A 15,164-nucleotide genomic window follows, 5' to 3' on the forward strand; every position below is an offset into this window, starting at 1 on the left:
GGCACATGCCTTTGAAAGGGCATCGTCATGCGCGTCATCGTTCTCGGAGCCGGCCTGATCGGCACCACGTCGGCCTACTATCTGCAATCCCTCGGTCATGAAGTGACCGTCATCGACCGCCAGGCAGCGCCCGGCGCCGAAACCAGTTTCGCCAACGGCGGGCAGATCTCGGTCAGCCATGCCGAGCCCTGGGCCAACCCCGGCGCACCGCTGAAGCTGCTGGGCTGGCTGGGCCGGCAGGACGCCCCCCTGCTCTTCCGCCTGCGCGCCGACATGCGCCAGTGGCTCTGGGGCCTGTCCTTCCTGCGCAACTGCACGCCCGCGCGCACGCGCCACAACATCCAGCAGATCGTTCGCCTGGGCACCTACAGCCGCGAGGCCCTGCAGCAGTTGCGGTCGGACACCGGCATCCAGTACGAGCAGCGCATGCAGGGCATCCTGCACTTCTATACGAACGCCCGCGAGTTCGAGGGCGCGCTCAAGCCCACCGAGCAGATGCAGGCCCTGGGCTGCGACCGCCGCCTGATCGATGCCGACGAGGCCGTGCGCCTGGAGCCGGCCCTGGCCCATGTGCGCGGGCAGATAGCGGGCGCCACCTATACGGCCGAGGATGAATCAGGCGACGCCAACCTCTTCACACGTGAGCTGGCGCGCATTGCCGCCGCCACGGGCGTGCAGTTCCGCCACGGCCACCACGTGACGGCGCTGCGCACCACGGGCGCGGGCGCCAGCCGCCATATCGACCATGTGGAGGTGACCAATGCCGAGGGCCGCTATGAACGCATCCAGGGCGACGCCTATGTGCTGGCCATGGGCTCGTTCAGCCCGCTGCTGGCCCAGCCGCTGGGGTTGCGCCTGCCCATCTATCCGGCCAAGGGCTACTCCGTGACCCTGCCGGTGCTGGACCCCGCCAAGGCCTATCAGGTCAGCCTCACGGACGACGAGTTCAAGCTGGTGTTCTCGCGCTACACGGGCGCGCAAGGCGACCGCCTGCGCATTGCGGGCACGGCCGAGTTCAACGGCTACGACCGCAACCTGGACCCCGTGCGTTGCGAGGCCATCGTGCGGCGCGTGCAGCAGCTGTTCCCCGGCGCCGGCGATACCGGCCGCGCCCAGTTCTGGAGCGGCCTGCGCCCCGCCACGCCCAGCAATGTGCCGCTGATCGGACGCTCGCCCATCGCCAACCTGTTCCTGAACACCGGCCACGGCACGCTGGGCTGGACCCATGCCTGCGGCTCCGGCATGGCGCTGGCCGACCTGGTCAGCGGCAGGCAGCCGGCCGTGGATTTCGATTTTCTGGGAGCCGCAGCCATGGACCCGGATCGCAGCGCAGGCACGGTGCGCCCGCGCGCGGTCTGAGGTGCAGACGGTGTGTACCGTGTGTACGGCGTGTACGACGCCTAGGCAGTGAACACCGTCAACACCCCGGCGAAGCGGTGCAGGCGGGCGTCCATGATCTCGGCTTCGGCAACGAAGCCGATCAATGGCACATCGCCCAGTGCGTGGCGCAGGGTGCGCAGTTCGGCATCGGGGCCGCCGAACAGGCCGCCGCCGCGGCCCCGGCAACTGATGTAGATGGCGCCACGGATGCGGGGCTGTACCTCGCCTTCGGGCGCCGCCTCCTCGGGCTCCGCCGCATCGCGCAGCGCAGCGCCCAGTTGCAGCAGTTCCTGGCGCGCGACCTGGGCCTGGCGGCGGCAGAAGATCACCGAATGCCCGGCCTCCACGGCCGATGACAGGGCCACGCCCTGGCGCAGCGGGTCCAGTCCGACCAGGGTCAGCACCTGGGCCTCTTCGGTCAGCACGCCGTGGGCCAGGCCCCGGCCCGGCGGCGCAATGGCCGCCAGCGTGGTGCGGACCGTGGTCAGCGCGGGCTGCCAGTCGCTGCCTTCCAGCTCCACGCCCAGCAGTTGCAGCAGGCGCTGCAGGGCCGGATCGCCATCGAGCCCGGTGACCAGGGCCCCGCGCGCCTCGGTGATCTCCAGCCCCTCGCCCAGCGGCACGCAGCCCTGGGCCATGCCCGTGATGCAGGGCACGCCGGCACCGAAGGCCACGCCTGAAAAGCCACCACGAAAAATGCCGCGCGCGTCCGCATGCTGCGCATGCAGATCCTCGGTACGGCAGGCGATCTGCACGCCCTCCACGCCATCTTCCCCGTCATCGCCCACGCCGCCGAACAGCAGGCCGGACTCGGTGCGCTCGGACAGCTCGTACAGCAGCTCGGCCAGCTCGGGCTGGCCGCCTGCGGCATGGACCAGGGCCGAATGGGCGGTGAAGCCGGCCTCGCCGCCAGGCGCATGCAGGGGCGCCAGGCCCGAATACAGGCGGTAGTGGGCGGCCGGTACATCCAGCAGCATCACCGCGAGCGCGGTTCCTGACAGGTACTCATGCGACATGGCCAGAACGCCGCCGGCCGAGCAGCCGGCCCAGTCCGCCACATGGGGCAGGGCCCTGGCCAGATGCTGCAGCAGTGGCCGTGCGTGGGCGGCATGCGCATGGGACAGGTACACCAGTCCCAGACGGGGCCGCTGCGCGTGGCCGGGCCCGGCCATCTGCAAGCGCAGCTGCTGCAGCACCGCGTCGGCCGCGGCGCGCCAGTCGGAATGGCTGGCATGGCCTACAGGAAACAACGACATACCAACCTTCTTTCTAGCCCCGCCAGCACCCGGCTTGCGGGTGGCTGGGGCCTTGCGCATCCATGGGTCCGGCCCGATCGGTCAACGCGCCGGCCGGCTCTTGGCTGCCGGCTTGCTGGCGGCCGGCGCCTTGGCTCCAGCCTTTGCAGCGGTTTTCCTGGCAGCCGCTTTGGCGGGAGCCTTGGCAGCGGTCCTGGGGGCTTCGGCCTGCACCGCAGCCTTGGCCGCCGGCTTTGCGGACGGCGCCTTGGCAGGGGAGACCGCCGCCGCCTTGCCCGCCTGCGCAGCAAAGGCGCTGGCCTGTGCCGCCATGCGGTCCATGGTGGCCTTGGCCAGGTCCCCGGCCATGCCGGTGGCGCGCTGGGCGGCCGCCACGGCCTCCGGGGCCATGGGCTCGGCCATGGCCTTGGCGGCGATCTGCTGGAATTGCTGGGTCAACGCGCCCCACCACTGCATGGCCTGGCCCATGGCGGCGGCCTGGGCGGACTCGTCCTTGGGCGCCGCAGTCTCCGCGGCTGCGGGTCTGTCGGCGGCCTTGCCCGCCTCGGGGGCTGCAGGCGGCGCGGCAGCGGCCTGTGCGGGCTCGGGCTGCGGCTTTTCCTTCTTGCTCGCCCGGCTGGCGGCCGAGGACATGGGCCAGTCCGAAAGGTCGCCCTGCCCCGCGCTGGCGGCGCCCTTGGCCGCAGCGGTGGCCGCGGCGGTTGCGGCTGCAGGGAACTGGAAGGCCTGCGCCAGCTCGCCCATGCTGACGTTCATGCCCTGCAAGGTGGACAGCGTCATGCGCTGCACTTCCAGGGCCTGGATGGTGGCGGCCAGCGCCTTGCCGTTCTGGTCGAGCCAGAACTGCACGGCCTTGAGTTCGGTGATGCGCTTGTCCACCTCTTCGATGCTCACCGTGGGCGCCACCCATTCGGGCAGGCGCCCCAGGGGCCGGGCGGTGGCCGATCCTGCACTCTGGGCCAGGCCCTGCAGGAAGTCGAAACCGGGGATGAACTTGCCGAAACCGAAGGAGGACGCATCACTCATGGCAGCACTCGCTAGGACTGGGTTGGAAGAACATGCCGGTGAAGCACACCGGCCATGCGCTCAGCTTAACCCAGGCACACGCCAAGTCCATCGCAAGTCATGCACGGCCCGCTGCGCACAAACCCGGTGGATGACAAAAAGCTCAGTGGGAGTGGCCGGCATGTCCGCCGTGTCCGCCATGCGCGCCGCCCTGCGCAGCCGATGCCGCACCTGCGCCGGGCGCCATGGCGCGCACGGGGACCTGCAGGCTCAGGCGCGAGGTCTCGCCCTTGGCGTCCTTGAACACCAGGGTGATGGGTACCTGACTGTCCTTGAGCAGCGGGCTCTTGAGCTGCTGCAGCATGACGTGGTAGCCGCCGGGCTTCAGGTCCACGGCCACGCCCTTGGGCAGGTCCAGGCCGTCGATGGCGCGCATGCGCATCACATCGCCTTCCATCTTCATTTCATGCACCTCGGCCACGCCGGCGGCGGGCGACTCCACGCCCACCAGGCGCAGCGGCTCCTCGGCCGTCAGGCGCATGAAGGCGCCCGTGGCCTGCTGGCCCGGCACGCTGGCACGCGCCCAGGCGGCGTCGGCCTTGACATGGGCCGCATCGGCATGGGCATGGGCCAGGCCCATGGACAGGGAGGCGGCGATCAGGAAAGGGGTGGTCCATTGACGCAGTGTCATCACGGTTTCTCCAGAAATTTCAATGCATTGCGGCACGGTCTTCGTGCCTTGCAAAAAGGGTTGGCCAAGCGAAGGAAGCGGGAGTGAATCCGGGAGTCACCGGGGCGGTGCGCGGGCCTGGGGCAGGGCCGGCATGGCCAGGCTGTGGACGGAGTCCGGGTGCGCCCGTGGCTGCGCATCTGCCACCAGCGGTGCCGGGGCCGCACTGCACCGGGCGGGCGGCGGCGCCAGCGGGGGCAGGCACAGCGGGCAGTCGATGCCGTGGCTGCCGGCCAGGGCATTGTCCTGACCGGCCGGCGAGGGCACCCAGACCGATTCGCCAGCGGCCGAGCACAGGCGCTCCCAGCCCGAGGCGCGCGCCAGCGGAGCAAACGCCGATGCCAGCGCCACGCACAGCCACAGGCCCAGCGCCCAGCGGGCGCAGGCAGCCAAGGTGGAGGGCAGGCGAAGCGGCATGGCGCCATTCTAGGGGTCTGCCCCAGTCGTCATCTCCGGGACCGCGCCATGCCCTACCCGCCCCTACCATCACAGGCGCGCACCCTCGCCTTCACCACAAACAACCCAAGGAGACACCCATGCTCACCCTGTGCGGATTCGCGGCCAGCAACTACTACAACAAGGTCAAGCTGGCCCTGCTGGAAAAGCAGCTGCCCTTCAACGAGGAACTGGCCTGGCTGGGAGAGACCGACATGGCGCTTTCTCCGCTGGGCAAGGTGCCCTACCTGCGCATCGACGACGGCCGGGGTCTGTGCGAGTCGGCCGCCATGGTCGAGTACGTGGAGACGCTGTCGCCCTCGCCGGCCCTGCTGCCGGCCGACGCCTTCGAGGCCGCCAAGGTGCGCGAGCTGTGCGTGTACCTGGACCTGCACCTGGAACTGGTGGCGCGCATCCTCTACCCGCAGGCCTTCTTCGGCGGCCAGGTCAGCGACTCCACCCGGGAGCGCACGCTGGCCCAACTCGACAAGAACGTGGCGGCCTTCGCCAAACTCGCGCGTTTCTCCCCCTTTGTGGCGGGCGACAGCTTCACGCTGGCCGACTGCTGCGCCATCGTCCACCTGCCCCTGGTCAGCGCGGCCAGCAAGATCGTTGGCGGGCGCGACGTTCTGGCCGACCTGCCCGTGCGCGAGTACCTGGCGCGCATGGCCGAGCGGCCCACGGTGCAGCAGGTCAATGCCGACCGCAAGACCAATACGGCGCTGATGATGTCCCGCTACGCCAGCGACAAGACCCCGGCCTGAGGCGCGGGGCCTTCACTCACTCCTGCAGCCAGCGCAGCAGCCCGCTGGCGCGCTGCGTGGGGCTGCCAACGGCCGAGGCCAGCAGGCCCGGCACCTCGGAGAACAGCGAGAAGGCCTGGCGGGCGCGCGTGATGCCGGTGTAGACCAGCTCGCGCCCCAGCACGCTGCCGCCGCGCGAGGGCAGCACCAGGGCGGTGTGCTCGAACTCCGAGCCCTGGCTTTTGTGCACCGTCATGGCGAAGGCGGTCTCCACATGGGCCATGCGGCTGACGCCGACCGAGCGCAATTCGTCGCCCTGCAGGAAGTAGACGCGCAGCAGTTGCCCTGGCTGCCCCTGGTGCGCTCCCGGCAACGCAATGCCGATGTCGCCGTTGAACACGCCCAGCTGCGCGTCGTTGCGCGTGACCATGACGGGACGGCCCGCATACCATTCGCCGCCTCGGCGGATCACGCCCTGCGCATCCAGGGCCTGCTCCACCGCGCGGTTGAGGCCGGACACGCCCCAATCGCCCTCGCGCACGGCGCACAGCAGCCGGAAGCGCTCGAAGGCCTGCAGCACAGCGACCACCCAGGCGCGGTGCGCTACCTCGTCGGCGCCGGCCGCATCCGGCCGGCCCTGCAGCGCCTGGGCATAGAGGGCATAGCTGGCAAGACCGCCGCGCCCGTGCACGGCCAGTTCGGTCACGGCGTGCACGCCGCCGCCATGGCGTTCCCACAGCTCGGAACCGGCGCCGGCTTGCGTGCCGGCATCGAGCAGGGCCTGGGCCTTCACCGCCTCACCGGCATTCACGGCGTGTGCCAGCTGGCCGATGGGGCCCCCGAAGCGCCGGCTCTCGCGCAGCATGACGGTGTGCTGCGCCAGCGCTGGCGCACGATCGCCGTCGGGCGCCGCGAACTGCGGCGGCAGCCGCTGGCCCGCCACGCGCAGTGCGTAGTCCAGCGTGTCGGGCAGGTAGCGCCCGGCCTGGGCATCGCGGCACAGGTCGCCCAGCACGGCGCCCGCCTCCACCGAAGCCAGTTGGTCCTTGTCGCCCAGCAGCACCAGGCGGGCGCCGGCCGGCAGTGCCTCCAGCAGCGCCGCCATCATCTCCAGGTGGACCATGGAGGCCTCATCGACGATGAGCACGTCCACGTCCAGCTGCCGCCCTGCATGGAATCCCCAGTGCCGCGTATCGGGCCGCGCGCCCAGCATGGAGTGCAGGGTGCGCGCCGCACCCATGCGCTGCACCAGGCCCGCCAGGTCGATCTCGCCGCCCATGCTGCCCTGCAATTGCAGCAAGGCCCCGTCGATCGATTGCTTCAGCCGCGCAGCCGCCTTGCCCGTGGGGGCGGCCAGGGCCACGCGCAACTGGCCGGCGTCGGGCGCCGTGGCAAACAGCAGGGCCAGCAGCCGTGCGGCGGTATAGGTCTTGCCGGTGCCGGGGCCGCCCGTGATCACCGACAGCCGGCCGCGCAGCGCCAGCGCGCAGGCCAGCTTCTGCCAGTCCACGGGACCGCCCTCCGCCGCAGTCGGAAACAGCCGGTCCAGCCAGCGCCGGGCCTGGGCTTCGTCCAGCGGCTGTCCGGCCACGGCCTGCGCCGCCGTGCGCTGGATGACGTGCGCGGCCACGGCGCGCTCGTAGTCCCAGTAGCGGCGCAGGTACAGCAGCGGCGCGGGGCCGTCTGCGCCGGCCAGCACCAGGGGCTGGCCGAGGTCCTCGCTGCCATCCTGTCCATCTACCTGCTCCCCGTGCACCACGCGCACCACGGGGCTGGCGCTCAGCGCCGCCACCCAGCCGGACAGGCGCGCGGGCAGCATCTGCCACAGGGCCTGCTGCGCGGGCAGCGCATCGGCCGGCCAGGCCAGCACGTCGTTGGGGTGGCCGGCCAGCGGCGCCAGGGGCAGGCAGCTGTGGCCGCGCCCCTCCATCTGCGCCAGCAGCGCGGCGGCCACCAGCAAGGCGGGCCCGGCCTGTGCATCCTGCCCGGCGACGAAGGAAGCCAGCGCCGCATCCAGCCGGCGCAGCAGGCCCGCGTCGGCCCAGCGGCGCAGCAGGGCCAGCACTTCATTGGTGCCTGGCGGCACGGCGCCCGGCGGTTTGCCGCCCAGCGGTTTGCCGCCCAGCGGTTTGCCGCCCAGCGATGCGTCGCCCGGCGAGTCGTCGCCCGGCGGTTCGCCGCCCGGCCGTTCATCGAACAGGTCCAGCGTGGCCGTATCGATGGTGCGCGAACGGGGGCGCGGGCTCATGGCAGTTCCTCCGCGTTGGCGCGGCCGGGACCGAGCAGTTCATCGAGCGCATCGAGCAAGGGCAGCTCGGGCGCCATGGCATGCATGCCACCGGCCGGGCCATCGATGCCGCGCAGAAAGTAGTACAGCGCGCCGCCCAGCTGGCGCTGCGGCTCGTAGGCCGTGCCCAGCCGGCTGCGCAGCAGCCGGTGCAGGGCCAGCAGGTAGAGCGCGGCCTGCACGTCGTAGCGGTGGTGGAGCATGGCGCGGGCCAGGGCCTCCTGGCCGTAGGCGGCGCCGTCCGGGCCCAGGTGGTTGCTCTTGTAGTCAAGCACCCAGTAGCGGCCCTCGTGGCAGAACACCAGGTCGGCAAAGCCCATGAGCATGCCGTGCAGCGAGCGCTGGGGCAGCACGGGCCGCTCCTGCCCCGGCAGGATGAAGCGCCGGCACAGCTGGTCGATGCGATCGGCCGGCAGCTGGCGCGCGGGCAGCCAGAACTCCATCTCGGACAGTTGCGGCCCCAGCGTGGCCAGCGTCACATCCAGCGGCGCCAGCGGCTGGTGGACCACGGCCGTGAGCCAGGCCAGCAGGTCGCGCGCCTGCTCGCCCCGGCCCGCGCGCTCGCAGCGGCGCACCAGGCGATCAGCGAGCGCACCCTGGCCGTCCACGGGCAGGGCAAAGTCTTCGCCGCCCAGCCATTCAAGCTGGTCGTGCACGAAGTTGCCGACCACGGGGCCGCGCAAAAAGCGGTGCCAGACCGCAGGCCCAGCGGCCGGTCCATCCTGCAGGGGCTGCAGGCCCGCCAGGCCGGCCAGGCCGGCAATGTCCGCCAGTTCCGGCGATGGCGGCGGCTCCAGCGCCTGCTCATCCTCGGCCGGGCGCTGCACGGCCACGGGCAGCACGGGCAGGCTGGGCGCGGCCATGGCACGCACCAGGGCAGAGAAGCTGCCGATGCCCCAGCGGGTGTCGAAGCGCGCGTCGTAGGGCCGGGCATCGTGCAGCGGCGTGGCAGCGTCCGGCGGCTGCCAGCGCGTGCGCTGCAGCGGCTCGGCGTCCAGATCGCGCCAGGCCATGTGCGGGTCTTCTCCGCACAGCTGTCGCAGGCCGTCAAGCCAGCCCTGGGCCGAGCGCGGCTCGGTGCCGCCCAGCAGGTAGCCGGCGGCGCCCTGCTCGTTCACGCAGGTCTTGCCGTTGCCGCGCCTGAGCGGGGCCAAGCCCAGCCACAGCGCATGGCGCGGGCGGGTGAGCGCCACGTAGAACAGGCGCAGGTCCTCGCGCAGCCGCTCGCGGTCGGCCTGGGCCAGGTCTTCGTCGCTGAAGTCCAGCAGCAATCGGCGGGCCGGGGCGGCATCGTCTTCCACCCCCTCCTGCGCGGACAGGGTCAGGAACGGCGTTCTGGCCCGCTCCATGGGGCGGAAGCTGCCTGCGAACGGCAGGCAGACCAGCGGGTACTCCAGGCCCTTGCTCTTGTGCACAGTGACGATCTTGACCAGGTCGGCATCGCTTTCCAGGCGCACCACCTGCTCTTCGCTGCCGCTGCCCGGCGCCTCGATCTGGGTGGCCAGCCAGCGGATGAGGGCCTGCTCGCCCTCCAGCTGGGCGCTGGCGGTCTGCAGCAGCTCGGCCAGGTGCAGGTAGTTGGTCAGGCGCCGCTCGCCGCCCAGGGCCGGGTCCTGCAGCCAGCGCGCGGGCAGGTCCAGGCGGTACAGGGTCTGGCGCAGCATGGCCAGCACGCCCAGGCGCAGCCAGATGCTGTGCAGTTCGCGCAGCTGCTCGCTGCGCGCGTCAAAGGCTTCCTCGTCGGCGGCCAGCCAGGCCAGCTCGTCCAGCGACAGGCCGATGAGCCGCGTGGCCAGGCCCGCGCGCACGGCCTGGGCATCCAGCGGCGCGGCGACGGCGCGCAGCCAGTACAGCAGGTCATGGGCCTCGTCGCTGGCGAACACCGAATCCTGGTCCGACAGGTAGACCGAGGCCACGGCGCGTGCCTGCAGTTCTCGGCGCACGGCAGCCGCCTCTCGGCCCGTGCGCACCAGCACGGCGATGTCGGCAGGCCGCAGGCGCACAAGGCGGCCATCGGGCTGCACAAAGCCGGCCTGCGGGTCGGCCAGCCACTGCACGATCTGCTCGGCGCAATGGGCCGCGAAGCGCCGCCGCACCTCGTCGGCCGACAAAGGCAGGGGAATGCCGGTGTCCTCGTCGCGGCCCGCGCTCCAGGCCACGGTGAGGGCGGGCATGGCGCCGTCGCGCGTGTGCAGTTGCTCGCTGCGCCCCTGGGCGGCCACGGGCTCGAACGGCAGCGGGTTGTGGCTGCCGCGCCGGAACATGAAGGCGCCCTCGCCCGGCCGCTGCTCGGCCTGCGCGAACCAATGGTTGACGGCGCCCACCAGCGCCTCGGTGGAGCGGTAGTTGGTGCCCAGCACGTAGTGGCGCCCCTCGGTGGCGCGGCGCGCCTGCAGGTAGCTGTAGATGTCGGCGCCGCGAAAGCCGTAGATGGACTGCTTGGGGTCGCCGATCAGCAGCAGGGCGCTGTGCGGGTCGTTGGCCGCCGTGCGGTAGATCTGGTCGAACAGGCGGTACTGCAGCGGCGAGGTGTCCTGGAATTCATCGATCAGCGCCACCGGGTACTGGGCCAGGATGCGCTCGCGCAGCACGGCGCCGTTGTCGCCGGCCAGGGCCGTGTCCAGGCGCTGCAGCATGTCGGCAAAGCCGAAGCTGCCGGCCTGGCGCTTGAGGTGGGCCAGCCGCTGCGCCACGCGCGCGGCCGCATGCAGGCGCACGGCCACGCTGACGGGCGGCAGTTGCTCCAGCTGCACCAGCAGCGCCTGCAACTCGGCCAGCTCCAGCGGCATGAGCACATCGCCGGCCGATCCCTTGAAGGCCTCGGCCAGGCCCTCGGGGCTGAGGCGGTGGCGCGCGGCCTCGGTCAGCGCCAGCGGGCCGTCCAGCGGGGCGCGCGACCAGTCGGCCAGCGCGGCCAGCCAGCCGGTGTAGCGCGCGGGCTGCAGCTTGCGCTTGTCCCACAACGCACCCTGCCCGTCGAGCTGCCCATCCAGCCACCGCTGCAGGCGCTGGGCCTTGTCGTCCCAGCCGGCCGCCAGGGCCAGCAGGCGGCTGCGGCGCTGCTCCATGGCGCGCTGCAGGCAGTCAGCCAGGCTGCCCTCGCCCGCGCCGGGCACGGGGGGCTCGCGCAGCAGGGCGCGCATGTCATCGACCAGGGCGCCGACGTGGGGCCAGATCTTCAGGACCTCGTCCAGCAGCTCGTCGGACAGCGGGTAGCACTGCTGGCGCCAGTAGTCCTGCGCGGCCTCGGTCTGTCGCTGGCTTTCGTCGGGCTCCAGCGTTTCGTCGAAGAGGTTGCCGCTGTCGAAGGCATGCTCGCGCAGCATGCGCTGGCACCAGGCGTCGATGGTGTGGATGGCCGCGTCGTCCATGCATTCGGCCGCCATGGCCAGGCGCCAGGCCGCGCGTTCACGGGCCGCGCCTTCAGGGTAGGCCTCGCGCAGCGCATGCAGGAAGCCGTCGTGGGGCGCAGGTTCGGCCTCGCCGCGAAAGCACTGCACGGCCTCGATCAGGCGCTTGCGTATGCGGTCGGACAGCTCGCGCGTGGCCGCGCGCGTGAAGGTCATGACGAGGATGTCGGGCGGCATCAGCGGGCGCTCGAAGGCCGTACTGCTGATGCCGTCCAGGCTGCCCTCGCCATGCCCCAGCACCAGGCGCAGGTAGAGCGCAGCGATGGTCCAGGTCTTGCCGGTGCCGGCGCTGGCCTCGATCAGGCGGCTGCCCCACAGCGGAAAACGCTGTGCGTCGAGCACATGGCTGGTCACGCCGCCGGTCACTTCGCTGGTGCTCATGGTGCATCCGCCTGGTAGGGCTGGACCTGCACCTGCGCGGCCATCCAGTCGAGCAGCGGCGCGTGGGCGGCATGGGCCAGGGCCTCGAAGCGCCCATCGGCAGCCAAGGCCTCGAAATCGGGATAGCAGCGGGCCCAGGACGGGTCCTCGCCTTCGCCGCCGACCAGATGGCCGCCCTCATAGGCCTGCTGTGCCGCAGCGGGAAGGCCTTCGGCCATGGCCAGGCCGCTGCGCAGCGGCAGGGGCAGCGGACCGTTCTGGCCTTCGCGCCACAGGGCCATCAATGCACGCAGCCGTGCCAGCGCCTCGGAGGGGTCCATGGGCAGGACCTGCACCAGGCCGTCGCGCGCCACCACGCGCAACTCGGCCTGCGAGCCGCTGGCGGCCAGCACCAGGCTGCGCAGGTAGACCGGCATGAGCTTGTCGGCATGGGGCCGGCCCTTGGCATTGAGCAGGTTGCGCGGGTCCAGCAGCAGCCAGCACTGTGCGTCGTCCGCATCGGGGGACTCTTCGGTTTCGCAGGACTGGCGCAGCCCGTCGATCCAGTCGTCGAACACCAGGCCATCGTCCTCGATCAGCAGCCGCCTGCGCGGCGCGGGATGGGCATACCGATCCAGTTGCTGGCGCCAGGCCCGCAGCGAAGGCGTGACCGAGGACTGCAGCGCCCGCGCGCCGCGCTCGCCCAGCCCCGCCAGCGGCAGCCGCCCCGAGCGCGTGAGGCGCGCCACGGCGGCTCGCACGCTGTCTTCCATGGCCTGGGGCGCCTGCCCGGGCTCGGAAAGGCCGGCCGCCACCTGCTGCTGCAACTGCTGCACCAGCAGGTATTCGGTCAGGCCGTCGAGCTGGAACAGTTCCTCGTCCACGACCGGGTTGTCCTCCTGCTCGAAGCGCACCTGCAGGCGCTGGCGCAGGTAGGCGCGCGTCGGGTGGCGCAGGAAATCGGTGAGCCGGGCCAGCGTCAGCGGCGCCGAGGCGTCGGGGACAAAGGGCGGGCGCGGCTGCGCGGGCAGCGGAGGCAACGCGTCCGTGCCGTCAGACTGCGCATGCGCGGCCCGCCATTCGCGCGCATACGTGGTCCAGGGCGAACCTTCTTCGAAATAGCGGCGGCTGAAGGGCTGCAGCGGGTGCTGCTGCGTGCGCTGCGCCAGCAGCGGCTGGCCGCCTTCGCCGCGCCAGCCGGCCTCCAGGTAGTCGCGCAGCTGGGAGACCAGGACCGAGGGCGGCTGCTCGCTGTTGTCGCGCACATGGTGGCCGGTCCAGCTGATGTAGAGCGCGCGGCGCGCGGACAGCAGGGCTTCGAGCATGAGCTGGCGGTCATCGTCGCGGCGCGCGCGGTCGCCGGGGCGCTGCTGGCCGGGCAGCGCCATCAGGTCGAAGTCGCTGCGCGTGGCGCGGCGCGGATAGTCGCCATCGTTCATGCCCAGCAGGCAGACCACCTCGAAGGGAATGGCGCGCATGGGCATCAGCGTGCAAAAGGTCACGCCACCGGCGCGAAAGCGCTGCGACAGCGAGGGCTGCTCCAGCGCCTGCATCCAGGCCTCCTGGGCCACGCTCAGTTCCACGGCCTGCGCATAGCCGGCCTGCTCGCAGGCGCGCTGCCAGTCCGTGAGAGCGGCGTCCAGTGCGGCCAGCATGGCCTCGTCCTCATCGTCCTGCGCCTTGAAGAAGTCCTGCAGCAGCGCGCGAAAGCGCTGCGCCCAGGCCTCGGGCATGGCGGGCTGCTCGGCCTCGCGCCACCACGCCAGCATGCGCTCCAGCAGCGCGGCCAGCACGCCGGCCAGCTCGGCCGACAGGCCGCCCACTTCGTCATAGGGCTCGATGCCGCCGAAGGCCTGGCCGTCCTGCGCCACGCCGCTGGCATAGCCCAGCAGCATGCGCTGCAGGCCGAACCAGGCGCTGTTGTGCTCGCCGCAGGCCTGCAGGCCCAGCGACTGGCGCTGCGGTGCATTCAGGCCCCAGCGGATGCCGGCCCCCGCCATCCAGCGCGTGAGCTGGGGCAGGTCGTCGGCCGCCAGACCCATGCGCGCGGCAATCGCTGGGACGTCCAGCAGGTCGCACAGCTCGCTGAGCCGGCAGCGCTGCTGCGGCAGGCGCAGCAGCCATTGCAGGGCCACGGCCAGCGGGCTGCTGGCGCGTGCGCCCAGGTCGGCAATGTCAAAGGGAATGTGGCGCGGATCATGCCTGCCGTACTGGCCGAACACGGCGCGTATCGAGGGCGCGGCGGTCTCTATGGACGGCAGCATGACTACGACGTCACGCGGTGCCAGCGGTGCCTGCCCCGGCTGCCCGGGATCGGTCGGCCGGGCCAGCATCTGCAGCAGCTGATCGTGCAGCACCTCCAGCTCGCGCACCACGCTGTGGGCGCTGTGAAAGACGATGGAGCGGTCGGCACGCGCCACCTCCAGCGGCGGGTGCTCGGCCAGCGGCACCAGGTCGCGTATGCGCTGCTGCACCTGGGCCAGCAGCGGCGCGGTGCGCAGGTCCTCGGCATCGGTTTCGTCGAACAGGTCCACGCGCGGCATCTGCAGCTGGGCTGCGGCACCCGTGGTGTCGAAGGCGTCGAGCTGGCGCACATAGTCGCGGCTTTGCCGGCCCCAGGCGGCCAGCAGCGGATGGGCGTGGGCATGCATGGCCTCCAGCGGCAGCTGCGCCAGGTCGCGGCCGCCGCGCAGCGGCTGGCGGCGCCGCGCCATGCGCAGCAGCTCGCGCCCGTCGATGGCGTCGGCCCAATGGAAGCGGCAGGGATTGGGCACGGCCAGCAGCACCTGGCTGTGGCGGGCAATGGCGGCCAGGAACTCCAGCAGGCTCAGCGGCAGCTGGCTGATGCCGAACACCACCACGCGGCGCGCCAGCGGCGCGGCCGGCGCTTCGCCCGACTGCAGCGCGGCCAGAACCCGTCCCTGCAGGCGCGCGCGCGTGGCGCCGCGCTGGTCCTCGTCCAGCTCGGCCAGCACGGCGCGCCACAGGCGCGGCTGCCACAGCTGGCCTTCGGGCACCGAGGCGTCCGCCACACCAGGGCGCAAGGGCATGGGCAGCACGTCATGCCCGGCCTCCCAGGCGTCCAGCCAGTCGGCGCGGTAGATCTGGTATTGGTCGAAAAGGTCGGCCAGGCGCTGGGCCAGCTGCAGCAGCCGCTCGGGCTCGCCGGGGCGCAGAAAGCCTGCAATGGGGGCGAAGGCCGGGTGATGCAGGCACTGCGGCAGCAGGCGCATGAGCCGCCAGGTCATGGGTGTCTTGTCCAGCGGCGATTCGCGCGGCACGGCCTGGCGGCCCAGCACCTGGCGGTAGCTGCGCCATACAAAGCGCGCGGGCAGTTCCACGCGCGCGGCGGCGCACACGCCCAGCTGCTCGGCCATGCGCATCTTGAACCACTCGGCCATGCCGTTGCTCTGCACCAGCACCACCTCCGGCTCCAGCACGTCCAGCGGGTGCGCAGCCAGCCATGCCAGCACCGTGTCGGCCAGCACCTCCGTCTGATTACCGTGCAGGGCGATCAAGCCCGGCTGCCAATGCGATGCCACCTCTGCGCTCCCGTGC

The 15,164-nt window shown here is 71.8% G+C and carries 9 protein-coding genes; 2 read left to right on the plus strand and 7 right to left on the minus strand.

What is annotated here, in order from left to right; genetic code table 11:
* Positions 1 to 27: 27 nt before the first annotated feature.
* Complete coding sequence (locus tag ACF8ME_RS10660; RefSeq protein ID WP_392416359.1) at positions 28 to 1,359, plus strand: D-amino acid dehydrogenase; 1,332 nt, start codon at positions 28 to 30, stop codon at positions 1,357 to 1,359.
* A 41-nt stretch (positions 1,360 to 1,400) separates the two neighbouring features.
* Here the strand turns inward: ACF8ME_RS10660 and ACF8ME_RS10665 are convergent, their stop codons facing one another.
* The 4 genes from ACF8ME_RS10665 to ACF8ME_RS10680 form a co-directional block, all read right to left on the minus strand.
* Positions 1,401 to 2,636, minus strand: coding sequence for an FIST N-terminal domain-containing protein (locus tag ACF8ME_RS10665; RefSeq protein WP_392416361.1), 1,236 nt, complete (start codon positions 2,634 to 2,636; stop codon positions 1,401 to 1,403).
* A gap of 81 nt (positions 2,637 to 2,717) precedes the next feature.
* On the minus strand, positions 2,718 to 3,662 hold the full coding sequence (locus ACF8ME_RS10670; protein WP_312841372.1) for a PhaM family polyhydroxyalkanoate granule multifunctional regulatory protein: 945 nt from the start codon (positions 3,660 to 3,662) through the stop codon (positions 2,718 to 2,720).
* Between the two features lie 142 nt (positions 3,663 to 3,804).
* The gene (locus ACF8ME_RS10675; RefSeq protein WP_016450406.1) at positions 3,805 to 4,332 is read right to left on the minus strand and encodes a copper chaperone PCu(A)C; all 528 of its coding nucleotides are present in this window, start codon (positions 4,330 to 4,332) and stop codon (positions 3,805 to 3,807) included.
* A 96-nt stretch (positions 4,333 to 4,428) separates the two neighbouring features.
* Positions 4,429 to 4,788, minus strand: coding sequence for a hypothetical protein (locus ACF8ME_RS10680; RefSeq protein WP_392416362.1), 360 nt, complete (start codon positions 4,786 to 4,788; stop codon positions 4,429 to 4,431).
* A 119-nt stretch (positions 4,789 to 4,907) separates the two neighbouring features.
* Here ACF8ME_RS10680 and ACF8ME_RS10685 point away from each other — a divergent pair, with 119 nt between their 5' ends.
* Entirely contained in the window at positions 4,908 to 5,570 is a 663-nt protein-coding gene (locus ACF8ME_RS10685) for a glutathione S-transferase (protein ID WP_312841371.1), read from the plus strand.
* A 16-nt stretch (positions 5,571 to 5,586) separates the two neighbouring features.
* On the opposite strand, the gene recD is transcribed toward ACF8ME_RS10685, so the two are convergent.
* From recD to recC, 3 genes are read right to left on the minus strand one after another with little or no spacing between them, the layout of a single operon-like run.
* Positions 5,587 to 7,797 (minus strand): exodeoxyribonuclease V subunit alpha, encoded by a 2,211-nt coding sequence (gene recD / locus ACF8ME_RS10690; RefSeq protein ID WP_392416365.1) that lies wholly within the window; start codon positions 7,795 to 7,797, stop codon positions 5,587 to 5,589.
* On the minus strand, positions 7,794 to 11,627 hold the full coding sequence (recB, locus tag ACF8ME_RS10695) for an exodeoxyribonuclease V subunit beta (protein ID WP_392416366.1): 3,834 nt from the start codon (positions 11,625 to 11,627) through the stop codon (positions 7,794 to 7,796). The genes recD and recB overlap by 4 nt, the downstream gene beginning before the upstream one ends.
* Entirely contained in the window at positions 11,624 to 15,148 is a 3,525-nt protein-coding gene (gene recC / locus ACF8ME_RS10700; RefSeq protein ID WP_392416368.1) for an exodeoxyribonuclease V subunit gamma, read from the minus strand. Before recC ends, recB begins: the two co-directional genes overlap by 4 nt.
* Between the last annotated feature and the right edge of the window lie 16 nt (positions 15,149 to 15,164).

This window comes from Delftia sp. WSY_7, from assembly GCF_043104845.1.
Lineage (GTDB): Bacteria > Pseudomonadota > Gammaproteobacteria > Burkholderiales > Burkholderiaceae_C > Comamonas > Comamonas tsuruhatensis.